This window comes from Pelodictyon clathratiforme, from assembly GCF_982375515.1.
Window position 1 is genome coordinate 198,731 of record NZ_OZ455102.1, and the last position, 17,509, is coordinate 216,239.

Sequence of the window (17,509 nt, forward strand, 5' to 3'; positions counted from 1 at the left end):
GAGCTTCCTTTACTTTGATTTGTCGGCCATGAAGGCGACAGCGTTGGTTACCTCTTCATCTGTCAAACTGGCGTTGCCACCTTTTGCCGGCATCATGCCTGCTTTACCTGTGAAGCCGTCAATTGATTTTTTAGCCATCACTTCTACCCCCTGAGCAATACGGGCACTCCAGGCGGCTTTGTCTCCGGGTTTCGGTGCACCCATCATACCCGCGTCGTGACATGCGGCACAGTTTGTGTCATAGATGGTTTTTCCTGCGGCAAGTTTTGGGTCTGCCGGTGCTTCTTCCTTTACTGGCTCGGCAACCGGAGCAGCGGCTGGTGCAGCAACTGGTGCGGCGTCAGTCTTTGCTTCAGGAAACTCAAGAGAGGCTGGTGGTTTTTCAAGGCCGCATGCACCGAGGAAAAAGAGTCCTACGGTCAAAAAAGGCAGGAAAGGCTTCATGGTCATTGTTGAAACAGGTTTTGATTGTTGTGCCGGGTGTGGTTCAGAAATCATGACAGACAGTTTAAAAATTATTCGGCGTATGGCAAAATGGTTTTTTTGTATGTTTTTTTTCCATCTGTTGCTGTAAATCGTGGCGGGAAAGTCTGTAGAGATGGGCGTAGAAGAGATTGAAGAGCATCACGGCACTTTTTGCTTGTGGAGCTCTCACGCCTCTGATAAGGGCATTTTTGATGCTGAACACTTGTCGTGTAAGGAGTGAATAGCTCTCGACAAAGGCGTCGAGAGGAATGTTTTTTGGCTGGTAAAGCATCTCCTGGCCGAACGAATAACGATATGCGGTAACATCAAGGGGATCGAACAGCAGTCGTCCCTCTTCGCGGAGTCGTTCGAAAACCTTTGTCCCAGGAATGGGGCGCAAAATATTGATGCCGGGAACGTCGAGCTTTGTCTGGTTTATGAAATCAAGGATTGCGGCCGGAGTGTCGAGCGTGTCGCCGTCGAGACCGTAAATGAAACTGCCGTAAAGGCTGATTCCTGCTTCCCGGATATTTTTAATTGCGCAGACAAGTTCACCCGCCCGGTTTTGATTTTTTTTATGTGCATGTCGGCTTTTTGCTTCGATACTCTCAATACCAACCAGGAGAGCCTGGCATCCAGAACGGGCGAAGGTTTCAAGCAGTTCATGCTGCTGGCCGAGGGTGGTTGTGGATTGTCCGAACCAGCGGATTTTGAGGGGGATGAGTTGCCGGAAAAGTTCCTGGGCATAGAGGGGATCGGCGTTTATGGAGTCATCAACAAAAAAGAATATTCTCTGGTCATGAAGTTTAAAGCGTTCAACTTCACTGACAACGTCAGCAATTGCTCTTCTGCGGAGAGTATGGCCGTTCAGGAGATGCACATTGCAGAAGTCGCAGTTGTACTGGCACCCCCTTCCTGTCTGGATAAGGTTTGTGGTGAAGTATCGGTTTTTGACCAGTGATCGTTTACTGACAGGCCTTGAGATGTTGAGATCGGGAAAGTTGGCGGATTGATAGAGCGGTTTGAGTCTCTCTGTTGTGAGGTCGGTCAGTACCTCCTTCCAGAGGTCATCAGCCTCTCCAAGTACAAGAACATCTGCATGGGGTTTGCAGGAGTCGGTGAAGAGCGTTACATGTGCGCCTCCGAGGACAACTGCAATTCCTCTGGAACGGAGTTGATCGGCAAGAGTGAACGCTTTTCTTGCCATTCCTGTCTGGACGCTTATGCCTACCAGATCCCATGTTTTATCAAAGGGAAATTCCTCGAATCGCATGTCGCAGATCGACTGCTCGACTCCCGGTACGTCAAGAGAGCTCAGGATCATGAGCGAGAGCGGTGGAATAGCAAACTGACTCTGTTTGATCAAGCTTCTGAGTGAGTGGTTGAAGCTCCGTAACAGAGGGTTGCTCCTTTTCTCGTCGTAAAGAGAACGGGCACCATCAACACCGCTTTCCGATGGAAGAAAAACCAGCAGAACATTTTTTTGTCTCGGCATGCTCTATGCTACCAGTCCCGATTATTTTTGCTACCCTGCGCAGTCGATTTTGTTCTCAGGGGGAGGTGCCGCATCAGCGCAGTTTCATCCTGCCGGGCATGGTCAAGCAGACGTTCAGCACTATCATTGCTGATACCCGAGGGCGGTGGAGAGGCGCTTTTTTTGCCGGAGCTGGATGAAGAGGGGTGCTCGGATTGCTCAAGTTCATAAAGGTAACGGCGGACAATTTCATAGTTGATTTTTGCATCACCCTCATCAGGATCAGTTAACAGTACCGTTTTGAAGCGATTGAGCGATTGGCGGAAAAGTATCTTTTTTTCTGCTTTTCCGTTGCTTCCGATAGCTTTCATTGCGAGGGTGTTGCCTTCATTGAATATCGCTTTCACGCCGAGTTCTTTTTGTCTGCCCTCAGCTTTTGATCTGAGAGCAAACAGTGTTGCGGCTTCAGGATATTTTCCCTGCATATAGAGGGCGCAGGCAAGATTGAAGCTGGCAACCCCCCTCTCGTTTTGTTCAGGAAGGGCTGCCAGCTCCCGATAAACGGTTTCTGCCCGGCTGTAAGCGTGCCGTTCATAGAATGCATCGGCTTTGAGTCGTAAACGATACTCCCCCAGCATCTCCTGCATTGAAGGTGCGAGAGCAAAAACAAGCAGGAGTGTGTGCAGCAGCATCATGGCAAAAGCGCTTTCGTGGCTTAGTTGCCAAGAAATGCTTTTTGTACAGCGCTGACGCCCGCGCCAATTTCAAAATCAAAGTTGATCTCCTTCAGCGCACGTTCAATCCCACCGATGACGGTCAGCATGTCGAGCTCATCGTAGAAACCAAGATGAGAGATACGGAAAATCTTGTCCTTGTACTCATCCTGACCAGCGGCAACGGTTATGCCATTGCTGTTTTTCAGCGCTTTGTTGAATGCCGACCACTTTACCCCTTCAGGGATCCATACGGGAGTAACGGCAAACGACGGGGAGTTGCTGAAGAGCTTCATGCCAAGCGCATTACATCCCTGACGGCAAGCATTGGCAAGGCTTTCGTGCCGTTTCCAGATATTTTCAATCCCTTCAGCCTTGATCATCTGCAATGCCTCATCAAGGCCGATTACCAGCGAAACAGCCGGAGTGAAAGGAGTGTCGTCGCCAGCATGGGCTTTCAGGGCTTTTTTCAGGCTCATGTAATACTGTGGCATACCGCTTTGGCCCTTGATGATATCCTGGGCTCTTTCGGATATGGCTACCAGCGCAAGCCCCGGTGGCATCATCAGTCCTTTCTGTGAACCGGTGATGCAGACATCGACGCCCCAGTCATCAAAATGGAACTCATGTGCCCCGACCGCAGTAATGCCATCAACCAGCACCAGTGCGTCTGACTCTTCACGGATCAGTGCACTGAGTGTTTTGATATCAGCAGCCGTGCCCGTTGAGGTTTCCGAATGGGTAAGGCAGACAGCTTTTGCGTCCGGATGCTCCTTGAGCAGCTCTGCCATTCTTTCTGGTTGAATGGCGGAACCCCATGCCACCTTTTCCTCAACGCAATTTCCGGTAAAGACGCGTACCAGTTCTCCCCAACGTTCGCCAAACTTGCCGGCATTGATGGTAATGACCTTGTCGCCCTGTTTGAAGATGCTCGAAATTGTTGCTTCCATGCCGCCAGTCCCCGAACAACTGAGCACAACAACAGGCTGGGTTGTTCGGAACAGATACTTGAGATCGGCGTGAACCCTGGTCAGAATCTCCATGAACTCGGGGTTCCTGTGATGGATAATCGGTGCGGCCATGCGAAGCATGACATTTTCTGGCACAGGGGTTGGCCCTGGTGTAAATAGTCTTTTTTTCATCTCTTCAGAAGAATGGGTTACGTTAAATCCATAAGTGAGGTGAACTCTGCAAAGAGGTAATGGGAGTCGTGTGGTCCAGGAGCGGCTTCAGGATGGTACTGCACCGAAAAGCAGGGTAGATGCCGGTGTTTTACACCCTCTACGGTATTATCATAAAGGTTGAGGTGAGTCATTTCAAGCTCATCGGGCAGTGACTCCATCTCTACAGCAAAACCATGATTTTGTGAGGTTATCTCTATTTGGTTGCTGGCGAGGTTTTTAACCGGGTGATTGCTGCCGTGGTGGCCGAATTTCAGCTTGTAGGTTTCTGCGCCGAACGCCAGCGAAAGCAGTTGGTGACCAAGGCAGATACCGAAAATCGGTAATGGCTTTGTCGTGCGGTTATAATCGACAAGCTGTTTGATGGTCTCGATTGCATAACCGACGGCTGAAGGGTCACCAGGTCCGTTTGAGAGAAAAACTCCGTCCGGATTAAGCTGGATTATCTCATCAGCGGATGTTCCGGCCTTAAGAACTGTTATGCGGCACCCTGCATCTTGCAGCATGCGCAGGATATTGGTTTTGATGCCGTAATCAAGTGCTGCTACATGATAGCGGGCGTTCTCCTTTTCAAGGGTATAATTTTCTTTGGCTGTAACAGTTTTGACCAGATCACGGCCACTCATTTCAGGGCTTTGAAGCGCTGTCTCTCTCAGCTTTTCGTCGTCTGTTTCAAGGGCGGAAATAACGCCTCTCATGGCCCCTTTTTCACGGATTTCGCGTACAAGCTTGCGGGTATCAATACCGGCAAGACCCATTACACCAGCTCTTTTGAGACAGGAGTCAAGACTTTCAGTGGCTTCGAAGTTACTGTGAACGCGCGACACTTCATGGACAATGAAAGCCGAAGCCCATATTTTTTCCGATTCATTATCCGTCGGGTTGATACCGTAGTTTCCTATCAGCGGATAGGTCATCATCACCATCTGGCCGGCATAGGATGGGTCGGTGAGAATTTCCTGGTATCCGGTATGCGATGTATTGAAAACCACCTCGCCAGTTGTTTCTCCGATGTGACCAAACGCGGTTCCATGATAGACTGAACCATTTTCCAGGACCAATTTTGCTGCTGTTGGTTGCATGTTGCTTCTCATTCCTTGGTCGTGAGTTTATCGCTGGTTTCCTGTTTTTCTATATTGGCAATAGCGGTACGGTCGAACTTGATTTTTGTGGTCTCACTTACCTGGACCAGAACGGTTTTCTTTTCCGTGTCAATTCCGGCAACGGTACCATGAGCGCCGCCTATGGTGACAACCTTGTCGCCTCTTTTCAGGCTGTCGAGAACTTTTTCACGATCCTTCTGCTTTTTTTGCTGGGGACGGATCATGAAGAAGTAAAATACAATGAAGATAAGAACCAGGGGGACAATCTGAATGAGCGGATTTGGCGCCGCCTGTCCTGCTACGGGTGGTGCAAAGAGGAGGAGTGGCTGTATGAAGTTATGCATGGTATTGTCGTGATTTTAAAAAAACGTAACGGTTTTTTTCTGCTCAGTAATGTAATGTATTTATGGAACTATTTCAATCATGCCATCCTTGAGCCAGCGGCAAAGCTTGCGTAAGGCGCGATATTGTAGCAGCATTCAGCCTTCATGCCCCGTGAGAGTTTAAGTGCGGCAAGGGTAGCGATCATGGCGGCATTATCGGTTGAGTAGACAGTCCCCGGAACATGGAGCGTAATGCCCTCTCTCTTGCAAGCCTCTTTCATGGCTCTTCGTAATGCTGAGTTTGCACTGACTCCTCCGGCAATTGAAACACTCTTGATACCTCTGCTTCGCGCTGCTGCAATGGTTTTTTCAACCAGTACGCTGACGATGGCATACTGGATGGATGCGGCAATATCGGCTTTATGGTGTTCGATGAATTCAGCGCTCTGTTTTTGCAGCCAGGTGAGTACGGAGGTTTTCAGGCCGGAAAAACTGAAATCAAAATTTCCGAGGTAGTTTTTACTGGTCTGCGATTTTGAGGTGAGCGCTCGTGGAAAGAGGTGGAAAGCGGGATCTCCCTTTTCTGCCAGTTTGTCAATTACCGGGCCTGCCGGATAGGGGAGGCCGAGCATCTTGCCGGTTTTGTCGAACGCCTCTCCAGCGGCATCGTCGAGCGTTCGACCGATCACGCTGTAGGAGAGATCAGGCTCAACAACGGAGAGCAGGGTATGGCCGCCGGAAACTGTCAGCGACACAAAAGCGCCTTCAGGGGAGGAGTGGAAAGGATCCTCCTGAATAAAGGGAGAGAAGATATGGGCTTCGATGTGATTGACCGGGACAAAAGGGATTTGGAGCGCATACGCCATGCCCTGGGCAAAACAGAGTCCGACCATGACGGCGCCGATTAAGCCCGGACCGGCGGTCGCGGCTATGACATCCAGATCATTTTTTGTTATATTGGCCTCAGTTACGGCAGCGTCCACAATTGAAACAATAAGCCGTTCGTGTTCACGTGAAGCCAGTTCCGGTACAACACCGCCAAAGTGTGCGTGACAGCGCTGGGAACTGACAACATTCGAGCGCACCTGTCCGCTGCAAAGCACGGCTCCCGATGTTTCGTCACAACTGGTTTCTATGCCTAAAATATTCATGGTATCCTTATTTCAGTATAGGTTATGGGCAAAGCTAACAATCCAGGCAATAATAGCAAACAGCGTGAGAAGGTAAGCGCTTTCCATGTGCTTTTGATCCTTGTCGGAGCAAACATTATGCTTCTTATGGCTCCTGATCTCGGTCTTCTTAACAGTATGCTCTATATCCCCGATCTCTACACATGGTCAGCGACGGCTATTGGGTTTGCACTGCTGATTCTGGGATTCAGGGGTTTTATGAAGAAAATTTGAAGATGATGTGGTATTTCCGGCACAGCCCAATGAGGGAACCGGAAGGCTCTACCAAACCGGGAACCGTTTCCTTAACAGAGTTTACGCAGGAGGATTTACGATGCAACATGCAGTAGAACTGGAGGAGCTTGGAGAGCAGATAACGGAGGCCTCCCGTTTTCTTGAAAAAACAAGGGAGCAGCTTTCGCAGCGCATTATTGGTCAGCACGAGGTGATCAGCAGGATCTTTATTGCAATGCTGGTCAATGGCCACATTTTGCTTGAGGGGGTTCCCGGATTAGCCAAAACACTTATTATCAGGACATTTGCCGCTGCAATGAACCTGAAGTTCCAGCGTATCCAGTTTACCCCGGATATGTTGCCTGCCGATCTTATCGGCACCATGATTTACAATCCAAAAGATATGGAGTTCTATCCCCGAAAGGGGCCGGTTTTTGCCAACGTTATTCTTGCTGACGAAATAAACCGTTCTCCAGCAAAAGTACAATCTGCGCTTCTTGAAGCCATGCAGGAGCATCAGGTAACGATTGGCAGCCAGACTTTCCCTCTGCAGGAACCCTTTATGGTACTGGCGACCCAAAACCCGATTGAGCACGAAGGTACCTATATTCTTCCTGAAGCTCAGGTTGACCGGTTTATGATGAAGGTTCTTGTGGATTATCCCTCATACGACGAGGAACTTGAGATTATGTTGCAGTCGGCAACCACAGTCAGCGAGTTGCCGGTCATACCGGTTGTCCAGCCTCACGATATTTCAAGGGCAAGAGCCTTGATCGATAGAATTTATGTCGATCCAAGGGTACAGCGTTATATTGTCGATCTTGTTGTTGCTACCAGAAAACCGGCGCAGTATGGCATGGCTGAGCTTGAAGCCATGATTGAGTATGGCGCATCACCCAGGGCCTCGATATTTCTGCTTCTTGCGGCCAAAGCCCATGCATTCCTGCAGCATCGCCCCTATATAACACCGGAGGATGTAAAGACCATTGCCTACGATACCCTCCGCCACCGTATCAGACCGGGGTACGAAGCCGAGGCCGACAACATCAAGCCGGACGACATTATCCGCCAGATATTGCAGCATGTGCAGGTTCCATAACGTTGGCGGACGAACATGAGCACGGAGAAGAGTGTGGAAAAGAGTGAAGAGCATCTGAAGGAACTTCAGAATATTATAAGACGGGTTGAAATCCGCTCAAAGCGGATGGCCAGCGAACTGTTCAGCGGTGAATATCACTCCTCGTTCAAGGGAAAAGGTATTGAGTTCAGTAATGTGCGTGAGTACCAGTATGGCGATGATGTCCGCTCTATTGACTGGAATACCTCTGCCCGAAAACATGAATTATATGTCAAACTCTTTACCGAGGAGCGCGAACGGAGTTTATTGCTTGTTGTTGACGCATCGGCATCAATGCTTTTCGGCAGCCGGGAGCACAGTAAAAAGGAGGTTGCTCTTGAAGTGAGTGCCGTCCTTGCGTTCAGCGCCCTTCAGAACAATGATAAGGTTGGGCTTCTTGTCTTTACTGATCGTGTTGAAACCTATATTCCACCTCGCAAGGGGCGCCATCATGTGCTGGTGATTCTCGAAGAACTTATTCGGATGAAGCCAGGGAACTCTGCCACCAACATCAACGCAGCCCTCTCTTTTGTTCGTTATACCCGCCAGCGGCAGGAAATCATTTTTCTTTTGACGGATCTGGTGGACAGCGACTATGAAAAAGGTATGAAGCTTCTTAATACCCGTCACGATTTTATTCTTGTGCATATCAGTGACCCGCTCGATAAGGCCCTTCCCCTTAGCAGTCTGCTCGATATCGAAGAGCCTGAAACCGGTATGCGACTTACGCTTGATGGCGGAAGCCGTCGCGAAATAGAGCATTATCGGAGTGTGCAGTGCAAACATTATGAGGAACTTCGTCACCGCCTTCGGCGCATGCGTATTGATTCGCTGTTTCTTGATACCGATCGTTCGTTTATTGGTGATCTCAACTCATTTTTTCAGCACCGTGAACGCAAGGTTTGAAAGATACAGGGTCGGGCTCCGGAAGTGGCTTCCTTTTTTGCCGCTTTTCATCTTCCTGATGGTACTTTCCTCTTCCTTTTCCTCTGCAGCGGAAACGGTTCAGCCCACAATCACCGTGAAGGTTAATCCCGACACGGTTCTTGTTGGCGATCGCATGCACTATACCATCAGGGTCCGCCATTCGGAGCAAGAGGTTGCTTCACTTGAAGGGTTTGACAGAAGTGGCACTTCGGCTGAACAGCCCTTCGAATTGATCAGTCGTAAACATGTGGCTACTACCCCTTTTTCCGGTGCGGCAGAAGATTTGTTTGCGTTTGAATTTGGTGTGTTTGGTGCCGGTCACCAATCTATTCCATCCTTTACGGTGGTGATTCGAGATACAAAAGGAAAAATCGCTCAAAAAATAAACTACAGGCCAGCGACCACTCTTTTTGTTCGAGCGCTCACCGACTCTTCAATGCGAGAACTCAGGCCTATTAAGCCACCCCTGAAACCCTCGATTCCCTCTGTTTTGATCATGGGGCTCTTTTTTGGAGCATTTGGTATTGCAGGCATGGTACTTTTGTTGCTTTTTCTGCTCAAACGCACTGTACGTAACAGTGCGGAGAGGATCGATTCCGGACAGGTTGCCCAGCGAAAGCTCAAAAAACTTGGATCAAGTCTTTCAGCGGGAATGCCACCGCACGAATGCTATGAAGAACTCAGCAACATTATGCGCACCTTTCTTGAAAACCACTATCGTATCAGCGCACTTGAAGCCGTAACGCAAGAGATTGAGCGTGATTTGAAAAAGCTCGGTGTTGCCGGGTTTGAAAGTATCATGAATCTGCTTAAACAGGCTGATCTCGTCAAATTTGCCGACAGCCGTCCAGATGCTGAAGAGTCACGCCAGTCACTCAACAAAGCATCAGAGGTAATTCGTTCTGCCCGATCGTCAAAAGCTGAAGGATAAATCCGGTATCTGTTCTTTAGGGGGAAGGCTTCCTGAAGGTATCCGCAACAAGAGTTCTGTCAGTGCGTCGTATCAATACAAACAAGGGGAATGCATGTTTTTGGCATCCCCTTGTTGTTTCCTGTGTAATACCATTTTATTCAGCAACAAAGTGAGCTCTTCTGTTCTGAGCCCAAGCCTCCTCAGTGCTGCCGGTGGCAAACGGTTTTTCTTCCCCATAACTGACCGTCTTCAGGCGGACAGGATCAATACCAAGATTAATGGTGTAATTCCGGGCACTGTTTGCACGGCGCTCACCAAGAGCAAGATTATACTCATTGGTACCTCTCTCATCGCAATGGCCTTCGATGATAACACTGTTATTTTTGAAAACCTGCATCCAGTTGGCATTCGTCTTCAATTGTTCGACGGCATCCGCTCGAAGATCCGATTTATCAAAATCATAGAAAAGATCACCGAGGCCAGGCAAAATTATCTGAATCGGCGGTGGTGGTGGCGGTGGTGGTGCTGCTGCTGGAGCAACGACGACATCTTCCCCACAGCAGCAAGCCCCCAGAAAGAGCATGGCTGGAATAAACAGACTTCTCATTAAAGATTTCATTGGATTCTCCTGGTAATTGTAAGAGCTGGTTTTCAGATCAAGTCCTGAAAAAAAGTGTAACACAGGAGCGTCGGAGATCCTGTGTTACGTGAAATAATCGACAATTTTAGAACTCGACTCTCAGACCAAGCAGAGCACTGTGACTGACAATGTTGCTATTTATTCCTGAGGCGACCGGCGTATTGCTGCTGCTGGAAGCGTCAACCCAGTCATTTGTATAGGTAAAGTCCGTTGTTGCGAAATAGCGGTAGCGGAGATCCAGCTTAACGTTCTGGGACAGAGGAAAAGCAAGGCCTGCACCAAGCTGATAGGCAAGGGTGGTTGCGTGATCGTTATATCCCGGATTCGGATTATCATATAAGGCATTGGTTACTGGATCGTAGTTATATGAGAAATTCATATCATGAAATGAAACTTGGGCAATACCAACGCCAGCCGTAGCATAGAAATCAACCCCACCGCCGAGGTGCACGTCGTAGTAACCGTTACCCATCAATGACAGTGTTGAAACATCACCCCTCATGTCATAGCGCGATCCCTCCTGTGGATAATACTGTAATACATTATCCATGTTGCTGATGCCGGACTTCAATGTGTTCTGCTGATAGCCGACTTCGCCCTCAAGCCTGTAGTTCCCATAATCGCAGCCAATAGCTCCCAGTGCGTTGACACCCGAACCGAGGTCAAAATTAGAATTGCTATTGCCTCCAGCGCCCTGATAGGACTCTTCAGGTGTCATGTTATTCATTCGTGAAATGCCGCCCATACCGCTTATGTAGTGGGTTGCAGCTTGTACAGGGGTACTTGCAACACCTGTTACAGCCAGGAGTACGAGAAGTGCGAGCGTTTTTTTCATTGTGTTCTCCATGATTATTTTGGGTTAGTGCCAATAGAAAAGAAAAAAAGTTATCGTTTTATGATAAGCTTTATTTTATAAAGAAATAATTTATTTCGTTCTTTATTGCTTTTTTTTGTAAAAAGAGTTCATTGTGATATTGATGAATACAGGTGTATAGTACTACTGAAAAGAGTTCTTGCGGAATGAACTTTTTGTATTGTAGCATTGTTTGCTAAAGTGCGTTGCCTGTATTGAAGTATAAGGATTATAGTTTGTTGCAGTAAAAAGAAGTTTTATTATTTATCTGCGGCTAATTTTCTGCTCATTGCCGGGAATACATCAATCATATGTTTGCTAATCAATAACGCAAAAAGTGCTATCATTGAATAACAAGAAGAACGTAATCAAAGTCAGCAAAATAGTGACTGTTGTTTCCCTGTTACTCTTTTCGGTTATGCCCAGGGCATACGCAAGGGAGGAATTGGGGGTAGGTGTCACCTGTCTCTTCTCTGATGTTCCGGTGGATTTGTTTGCTGAAATAGCTCCTGTACTCGATGTAACACCCGATGTGCATCTCAATGTCAACGGCGCCATAGGAATTCATTACTATTTGCATTAATAAATACTATTTTATTGCTTTCTTGTGGCGCTTGTTCTTGATGCCGTATATTGTCGGAGCCATTCAGAAGCTCTTCCCGGAGAGTATGTTCAGTTGGTTGTACGTGATAATGGTCGAGGCATTGACAAGGAGACGATTAAGTCGATATTTGAGCCGTTTTTTACCACAAAGCCCATGACGGAGAGCAGCGGTTTTGGCCTTTCAACGGTCCACGGCATTGTCAGACAGAATAACGGTTTTATCGAGGTATTCAGTCGGGATGGGGAAGGAACGACATTTGAAATATATATACCGAGGTGTTGTGTTGAAGTTCACGGGAGTTCACCTGCAAAAGAGTCGTTCGAGGAGCTGGTTGATGGCGAAACCATTCTCTCGTCCTGATCTTGCCTGTGAAATTTGTGTGACGCTTGATAGTAAGGTGACAATTGTGAATATGTAAAGTGATGTTATGCGCTCTATTTGTTCGTGTTTTCGATGGTATACGCTCTTAAATTGATGAGGATCATGACGAAAGAACCCTCCGGCAACCTTAAGGCAAAAAAGCTTGATGGGGTCACCCTGAAGGCTGCAAATAATTGTTTTCCTATTGTTGGTATTGGTGCTTCAGCAGGAGGATTGGAGGCACTGGAGATTTTTCTGAAAAATGTTCCTTCCCGGTGCGGTATCGCCTTTGTGATTGTTCAGCATCTTGATCCTACTCACAAGGGGATTATGGTGGAGTTGCTGCAGCGGGTTACCGATATCCCGGTCGTTCAGGTGAGAGATCGCCTGAAAATTGAGCCAGACCATGTCTATGTTATTCCTCCAAACAAGGACATGTCGTTGCTGCACGGAGTATTGCATCTGCTTGCTCCGGTAGAGCCTCGAGGGCTTCGTTTGCCTATTGATTTCTTTTTTCGCTCACTTGCAGATGATTTGCAACAGCAGAGTATCGGTGTCATTCTCTCTGGAATGGGCTCCGATGGAAGCCATGGCTTGCGTGCTATAAAAGAGAATGGTGGAGGTGTTTTTGTGCAGGCACCCTCTTCGGCCAAGTTTGACGGAATGCCTCGAAGTGCCATTGAGGCTGGCAGGGTTGATGTTATTGCTCCCGTTGAGGAGCTTCCTGCTAAAATTATTACCTATCTGCGGCATTTTCCATTATTACCCTTACAACAGGATCCTCCGCTGGAAGAGAGAGCGTTAAGCGGTCTGGAAAAAGTGGTGATACTCTTGCGAACCCATACCGGGCAGGATTTTTCGCTCTATAAAAAAAGCACGATCTATCGCCGCATTGAGCGACGCATGGGTATTCACCAGATTGAAAAAATAGCTGACTATGTTCGCTTTTTGCAGGAAAACCCCCATGAGACTGATCTGCTTTTCAAAGAACTTCTGATAGGGGTAACCAGTTTTTTCCGCGATCCGGCAGTGTGGGAAATTTTGAAACTGAAGGCAATTCCAGCCCTGCTTGCTGCTCATCCGGCTGGTGGTGTTTTGCGGGCTTGGGTGGTAGGTTGTTCTTCTGGTGAGGAGGCCTATTCCCTTGCAATTATATTTAAGGAGGCTGTTGCATCGGTCAAACCTCTCGGGAATTTCAAATTGCAGATATTTGCAACTGACCTGGATAAAGATGCTATCGACAAAGCCCGTACAGGATGCTTTCCCTTGAACATTTCGGCAGAAGTCTCAACTGAAAGGCTGCAGCGTTTCTTTGAGCGCGACAATAATAGCTATAGAATATTGCGGGAGATCCGTGAAACGGTAGTGTTTGCGCCGCAGAATGTGATCATGGATCCCCCTTTTACCAAGCTCGATATTCTGGTTTGCCGAAACCTGCTGATCTATATGGAGCCGGAGCTGCAGAAAAAGCTTTTTCCACTTTTTCATTACACTCTTAATCCTGGAGGCATTCTTTTTCTGGGAAGTGCCGAGAGCCTTGGTTCATTTACCTCTCTTTTTAAACCGATTGATGGTAAAACACGGCTTTTCAGCAAGCTTCACCACGGAGTTCGTCCAGAGCCCCTTGCTTTGCCCTTTTCATTTGCGCACTCCTTGCCTGTGCCTCAGGACGTTGCGATTGATCAGCCAAAATCAAAATCCTCAGCCATCAACCTGCAGTCCATGACAGATCAGTTCCTCCTCGAACATTATACTCCTGCTGCCGTGTTGACCAATGACAAGGGGGATATCATTTATATCAGCGGCCATACAGGCAAGTATCTTGAACCGGCGGCAGGAAAAGCCAACTGGAATATTTTTGCGATGGCACGCGAAGGGCTTCGCTATGAACTGAATCTCATGTTCGGCAATGCACTTCGTCAACAAGGAGTGGCTACAAAAAGAGGACTGAGTGTCAGCTCGAACGGAGAAACACAGGCTGTCAATCTGACAATCCGGCTTTTGGAAAAGCCGGATGCTTTGCATGGTCTGGTTTTGATTGTGTTTTCCGATGTCGAAAGGGTTGTGGGAGGAACATTACGGGATCCGGCTCTCTCTGTTGACAGAGGTGGAGCCCGGCAGAAACTGCTCGAGCAGGAATTGAGTCAGGCACGAGATGAGATCCTCAGTATCCGTGAGGAGATGCAGACTTCACAGGAGGAGCTCAAATCAACCAATGAAGAGATGCAGTCGGCCAACGAAGAATTGCAGAGCACTAACGAGGAGCTGACCACATCGAAGGAAGAGATGCAGTCTATGAACGAGGAGCTGCAGACGGTTAATCACGAACTGCAATCAAAGGTGAGTGATTTATCGCAGGCCAACAATGATATGAAAAACCTGCTGAACAGTACTGATATTGCAACACTGTTTCTGGACGATGCACTCAACATTCGCCGTTTCACCACACGGACAGCGGCCATTATCAAACTGATTGCAAGTGACGTAGGACGCCCCATAACCGATATTGTGACGGAGTTGCATTATCCCGCATTAGCTGATGATGCACGAGAGGTTCTTCATACTCTTGTGTACAGTGAAAAACAGGTTTCAGCCAGTAATGGGCGTTGGTTCAGCGTGAAGATTATGCCATACCGAACACAAGAAAACCGCATTGTCGGTCTGGTGATCACCTTCAGTGATATCAGTGTAGCAAAAAAGCTCGAAGAGAGCCTGCGGGAGAGCGAAGAGCGTCTTCGGGCAGCAATTGAAAGTTCGGGTATTATCGTCGCTGCTGTTGACAAGGAGTTTCGTTATATCTGGTTCTATGATCCCCGCCATATGTTCCATGCATCAACTTCAATCGGAATGCGGGATGAGGAGCTTCCTGGGATGCAGAACGCCGCTGAACTGATGGAAATCAGGCAAAAAGTTATTGCAACAGGGGAGAGCGTGCACAGGGATTTGATGTTGAAGCAGGCCGACGGTTGCCGCAGTTTTTATACACTCATTGCAAGGCCTCTGAGAGATGCCGGAGGTAACGTGATCGGAGTGATTACAGTCGCCGCAGACAACACTGCCCGCAAAGAGGCTGAGGTGGCCCAGAAAGAGAGTGAAGATCGTTTTCGCCTTTTGTTTGACGCAATACCCGAGGGTGCTTTACTTCTTGATGCGAAGGGCAGAATTATTATGGTAAATCCAGAGGCAGAACGTATTTTGGGCTTCTCTCGTGAAGAGATGCAGGGGAAAACCTCTTCGGAGCTTCGCTGGAAAATCGTTCGGGAAGATGGTTCTGATTTTCCGTTCGAAGAGCATCCGGCCTTTGTCGCATTGCGTACCGCCCAGCCCGTCAGGGGAGTCATTATCGGTGTGTTTCAACCCGGACACAATCATTGCCGATGGATCCGCATCAATGCACAGCCATGGTTCCAGGCAGGAATGGAAGCACCTTTTCAGGTTTACATGACGTTTGTCGATATCAAATCTTTTCGGTCTTGTCCGGAAATTAAGCAGGAGGAAAACCCTTCATGACAAGGAAACGAGCACCGTTGGTGGATTTAAGCATATTGCGGCGGCAGGCTGAAGCGCAACTCATTGCAGGCCGGAAAAAACATCTTGATGTTACCGCTTCCCCTGATGAAATGCAGCGGATTATCCATGAACTGGCAGTATACCAGATAGAGCTTGAAATGCAGCAGGATGAACTGCTTCAGACGAGATTGGAGCTGGAGGAGAGCCTGGATTGTTACACCGAACTGTATGACTTTGCTCCGCTTGGCTATCTGACACTCGACCGGGAGGGAGTGATACGAAAGGTAAATCTGAGTGGTTCAAAGCTGATTGGCATTGATCGATCCCACCTGATTGGTGATCGTCTGGGAGGATTTATTCTGGCTGAAGATCTTCCGGGATATAATGCTATGCTGGAGCGGGTATTCAGCTCCCGTGACCATGCTTCCTGTGAAGTCATACTTCAGCGTGATGGAACCTCCTCTTCGTTTGATCCTTTCATATCTGGCACAACCGATGTTCTCCATAGCCGTACGGTTCGCATTGATGCTGTTGTCAGTAATGATGGCCAAGAGTGCCGTGCAGTCATTTCGGACATCAGTATGCAAAAGCAGGTTGAACGAGAGAATAAAGCGCTCATGGAGCGTTTGATTCAAGCCAGAAGGACAAAGTCAATTGATCAGCCCGGCGGCGAATCCACAGGCAACTTTAACCATCAGTTGCTTGACAAAGTCATTCATTCAAGGATACGGTTTGCAGCCCTTTCCTATTTGTATGTTGTTGAGCAGGCTTGCTTTGTGGAAATCAAGAAACAGGTCAGGACAACCGATGGTAATTTAAGCGTTCATATGCGGATGCTTGAGTTGGCGGAGTATATCAGTTGCGATAAGGACGTTCAGTCACGCAAGCCGCAAACCATCTACAGGATAACGCCAAAGGGTCACGACGCCTTTATGCAGTACAAGGAGTGTCTCATGGCGTTTCTTGGTACCTGATCTGGCTACGATTGGTTGCAGGTTTTGATTGATTCTGTAACCCGCACCAAATGAACTGCGTTTACCTCTTCGGCCTTCCATGCCACTCTGTTTCAGGCTCCAGCTCATTGGAGCCTTCTTCATAACCTCCATTTCCCTCTTTTGTTCCCCTGTACCTCATGGAGTGTCACGTTGCCTTGTGATGGTCGGGAAGCACAACTGCAGGACTGTTTTTGTGTTTTTATTTCTTTAAAAAATAAAGTTATTTTTCTTTTTATAGCTTTATTTGTTAAAGTTATTGTGTGTTGTCACTCCTTTTTTGTATAGTGATGAAGGAGAAGGATGTATAGGAGCAAACTTCTTCATTCTCATCCCGGGGGCTGTTTCTTCAACAGCCGTGCAGTAAAAAGTATTCAGTCAGTGCTTTTTCGTTTTCTGATTTACAAATCGTGATTTTACTTCATATGGTGGTGTTGTCTTTGTGCAATATTATCCGTTAAGAGTAGAATCGAATGCAATGTTTTTGCTATAACAATATTCTTTTTTTTAAAGAGATTTTTGTATCAAATACATATGTCCAGAGATAAGTTGATCAGGCAATCAGTATAATAATGATGATAAAAGAATGCCGAAATAATTAATGATGAATGAACTATTTGTTTGGTAGCTTTGTTTATTAAAGTTCAAGGAGTGAAGGTATGGTACGATGGTACTTTATTCCGAAAAAAGGTTTGTTAATTAAATGGAGAAACAAAATGCTCGAAACCATAGTCATTATTCTTGTTGTCCTCTGGCTGTTGGGTGTTGTCACCTCGTATACTATGGGAGGACTTATTCACGGCCTTTTGGTCCTCGCTATTGTGGTCATTCTCATTCGTGTCATTCAAGGTCGGCGCATTTAATGACCATGGGGCAGCTTCCGTTTTTTGCTGTGAGCGAAAAAGGGAGGAGAATGGTCGGGAAATTTATA

18 protein-coding genes are annotated in these 17,509 nt (G+C 47.7%); 9 read left to right on the forward strand and 9 right to left on the reverse strand.

Annotated features, from left to right (window positions below):
- Positions 1-9 precede the first annotated feature (9 nt).
- The 7 genes from AC56AD_RS01035 to tsaD form a co-directional block, all read right to left on the reverse strand.
- Complete coding sequence (locus AC56AD_RS01035; protein ID WP_012507047.1) at positions 10-444, reverse strand: c-type cytochrome; 435 nt, start codon at positions 442-444, stop codon at positions 10-12.
- Between the two features lie 64 nt (positions 445-508).
- Positions 509-1,960, reverse strand: coding sequence for a B12-binding domain-containing radical SAM protein (locus tag AC56AD_RS01040; protein ID WP_012507048.1), 1,452 nt, complete (start codon positions 1,958-1,960; stop codon positions 509-511).
- Positions 1,961-1,968: 8 nt separating this feature from the next.
- Positions 1,969-2,634: a tetratricopeptide repeat protein gene (locus AC56AD_RS01045; RefSeq protein WP_012507049.1), complete on the reverse strand. Its 666-nt coding sequence runs from the start codon at positions 2,632-2,634 to the stop codon at positions 1,969-1,971.
- A gap of 20 nt (positions 2,635-2,654) precedes the next feature.
- Positions 2,655-3,794, reverse strand: coding sequence for a pyridoxal-phosphate-dependent aminotransferase family protein (locus AC56AD_RS01050; protein WP_012507050.1), 1,140 nt, complete (start codon positions 3,792-3,794; stop codon positions 2,655-2,657).
- A gap of 17 nt (positions 3,795-3,811) precedes the next feature.
- Positions 3,812-4,915 carry a glutamine-hydrolyzing carbamoyl-phosphate synthase small subunit gene (gene carA / locus AC56AD_RS01055; protein WP_012507051.1) on the reverse strand — a complete coding sequence of 368 codons (1,104 nt, stop codon included), beginning with the start codon at positions 4,913-4,915 and terminating at the stop codon, positions 3,812-3,814.
- A gap of 8 nt (positions 4,916-4,923) precedes the next feature.
- Positions 4,924-5,280: a preprotein translocase subunit YajC gene (yajC, locus tag AC56AD_RS01060; RefSeq protein ID WP_012507052.1), complete on the reverse strand. Its 357-nt coding sequence runs from the start codon at positions 5,278-5,280 to the stop codon at positions 4,924-4,926.
- 77 nt (positions 5,281-5,357) lie between these two features.
- Complete coding sequence (tsaD, locus tag AC56AD_RS01065; protein ID WP_012507053.1) at positions 5,358-6,410, reverse strand: tRNA (adenosine(37)-N6)-threonylcarbamoyltransferase complex transferase subunit TsaD; 1,053 nt, start codon at positions 6,408-6,410, stop codon at positions 5,358-5,360.
- A gap of 24 nt (positions 6,411-6,434) precedes the next feature.
- On the opposite strand from tsaD, the gene AC56AD_RS01070 reads away from it, so the two are divergent.
- The 4 genes from AC56AD_RS01070 to AC56AD_RS01085 all read left to right on the forward strand — a co-directional run bounded on the left by AC56AD_RS01070 (position 6,435) and on the right by AC56AD_RS01085 (position 9,637).
- Entirely contained in the window at positions 6,435-6,662 is a 228-nt protein-coding gene (locus AC56AD_RS01070) for a hypothetical protein (RefSeq protein ID WP_012507054.1), read from the forward strand.
- Between the two features lie 100 nt (positions 6,663-6,762).
- Complete coding sequence (locus tag AC56AD_RS01075) at positions 6,763-7,761, forward strand: AAA family ATPase (protein WP_012507055.1); 999 nt, start codon at positions 6,763-6,765, stop codon at positions 7,759-7,761.
- 15 nt (positions 7,762-7,776) lie between these two features.
- On the forward strand, positions 7,777-8,685 hold the full coding sequence (locus tag AC56AD_RS01080; protein WP_012507056.1) for a DUF58 domain-containing protein: 909 nt from the start codon (positions 7,777-7,779) through the stop codon (positions 8,683-8,685).
- Positions 8,669-9,637 carry a hypothetical protein gene (locus AC56AD_RS01085; protein WP_041526373.1) on the forward strand — a complete coding sequence of 323 codons (969 nt, stop codon included), beginning with the start codon at positions 8,669-8,671 and terminating at the stop codon, positions 9,635-9,637. The genes AC56AD_RS01080 and AC56AD_RS01085 overlap by 17 nt, the downstream gene beginning before the upstream one ends.
- 136 nt (positions 9,638-9,773) lie before the next feature.
- On the opposite strand, the gene pal is transcribed toward AC56AD_RS01085, so the two are convergent.
- Entirely contained in the window at positions 9,774-10,238 is a 465-nt protein-coding gene (gene pal / locus AC56AD_RS01090) for a peptidoglycan-associated lipoprotein Pal (protein ID WP_012507058.1), read from the reverse strand.
- Positions 10,239-10,344: 106 nt separating this feature from the next.
- On the reverse strand, positions 10,345-11,094 hold the full coding sequence (locus AC56AD_RS01095; protein ID WP_012507059.1) for an outer membrane protein: 750 nt from the start codon (positions 11,092-11,094) through the stop codon (positions 10,345-10,347).
- Positions 11,095-11,497: 403 nt separating this feature from the next.
- Here AC56AD_RS01095 and AC56AD_RS01100 point away from each other — a divergent pair, with 403 nt between their 5' ends.
- The 5 genes from AC56AD_RS01100 to AC56AD_RS01120 all read left to right on the forward strand — a co-directional run bounded on the left by AC56AD_RS01100 (position 11,498) and on the right by AC56AD_RS01120 (position 17,441).
- Positions 11,498-11,695: a hypothetical protein gene (locus AC56AD_RS01100; RefSeq protein ID WP_150085539.1), complete on the forward strand. Its 198-nt coding sequence runs from the start codon at positions 11,498-11,500 to the stop codon at positions 11,693-11,695.
- A 24-nt stretch (positions 11,696-11,719) separates the two neighbouring features.
- The gene (locus tag AC56AD_RS01105) at positions 11,720-12,076 is read left to right on the forward strand and encodes a sensor histidine kinase (protein WP_012507061.1); all 357 of its coding nucleotides are present in this window, start codon (positions 11,720-11,722) and stop codon (positions 12,074-12,076) included.
- 123 nt (positions 12,077-12,199) lie between these two features.
- Positions 12,200-15,586 carry a chemotaxis protein CheB gene (locus tag AC56AD_RS01110; RefSeq protein WP_150085541.1) on the forward strand — a complete coding sequence of 1,129 codons (3,387 nt, stop codon included), beginning with the start codon at positions 12,200-12,202 and terminating at the stop codon, positions 15,584-15,586.
- Entirely contained in the window at positions 15,583-16,560 is a 978-nt protein-coding gene (locus AC56AD_RS01115; protein ID WP_012507063.1) for a winged helix-turn-helix domain-containing protein, read from the forward strand. The genes AC56AD_RS01110 and AC56AD_RS01115 overlap by 4 nt, the downstream gene beginning before the upstream one ends.
- 734 nt (positions 16,561-17,294) lie before the next feature.
- Positions 17,295-17,441, forward strand: coding sequence for a lmo0937 family membrane protein (locus AC56AD_RS01120; RefSeq protein ID WP_012507064.1), 147 nt, complete (start codon positions 17,295-17,297; stop codon positions 17,439-17,441).
- Positions 17,442-17,509: the final 68 nt, after the last annotated feature.

Bases quoted from the DNA above. Each gene is read 5' to 3' on its own strand.
- AC56AD_RS01035 (WP_012507047.1), bottom strand. From the start codon at position 444: ATGAAGCCTTTCCTGCCTTTTTTGACCGTAGGACTCTTTTTCCTCGGT.
- AC56AD_RS01040 (WP_012507048.1), bottom strand. From the start codon at position 1,960: ATGCCGAGACAAAAAAATGTTCTGCTGGTTTTTCTTCCATCGGAAAGC.
- AC56AD_RS01045 (WP_012507049.1), bottom strand. From the start codon at position 2,634: ATGATGCTGCTGCACACACTCCTGCTTGTTTTTGCTCTCGCACCTTCA.
- AC56AD_RS01050 (WP_012507050.1), bottom strand. From the start codon at position 3,794: ATGAAAAAAAGACTATTTACACCAGGGCCAACCCCTGTGCCAGAAAAT.
- carA (WP_012507051.1), bottom strand. From the start codon at position 4,915: ATGCAACCAACAGCAGCAAAATTGGTCCTGGAAAATGGTTCAGTCTAT.
- yajC (WP_012507052.1), bottom strand. From the start codon at position 5,280: ATGCATAACTTCATACAGCCACTCCTCCTCTTTGCACCACCCGTAGCA.
- tsaD (WP_012507053.1), bottom strand. From the start codon at position 6,410: ATGAATATTTTAGGCATAGAAACCAGTTGTGACGAAACATCGGGAGCC.
- AC56AD_RS01070 (WP_012507054.1), top strand. From the start codon at position 6,435: ATGGGCAAAGCTAACAATCCAGGCAATAATAGCAAACAGCGTGAGAAG.
- AC56AD_RS01075 (WP_012507055.1), top strand. From the start codon at position 6,763: ATGCAACATGCAGTAGAACTGGAGGAGCTTGGAGAGCAGATAACGGAG.
- AC56AD_RS01080 (WP_012507056.1), top strand. From the start codon at position 7,777: ATGAGCACGGAGAAGAGTGTGGAAAAGAGTGAAGAGCATCTGAAGGAA.
- pal (WP_012507058.1), bottom strand. From the start codon at position 10,238: ATGAAATCTTTAATGAGAAGTCTGTTTATTCCAGCCATGCTCTTTCTG.
- AC56AD_RS01095 (WP_012507059.1), bottom strand. From the start codon at position 11,094: ATGAAAAAAACGCTCGCACTTCTCGTACTCCTGGCTGTAACAGGTGTT.
- AC56AD_RS01110 (WP_150085541.1), top strand. From the start codon at position 12,200: ATGACGAAAGAACCCTCCGGCAACCTTAAGGCAAAAAAGCTTGATGGG.
- AC56AD_RS01115 (WP_012507063.1), top strand. From the start codon at position 15,583: ATGACAAGGAAACGAGCACCGTTGGTGGATTTAAGCATATTGCGGCGG.
- AC56AD_RS01120 (WP_012507064.1), top strand. From the start codon at position 17,295: ATGCTCGAAACCATAGTCATTATTCTTGTTGTCCTCTGGCTGTTGGGT.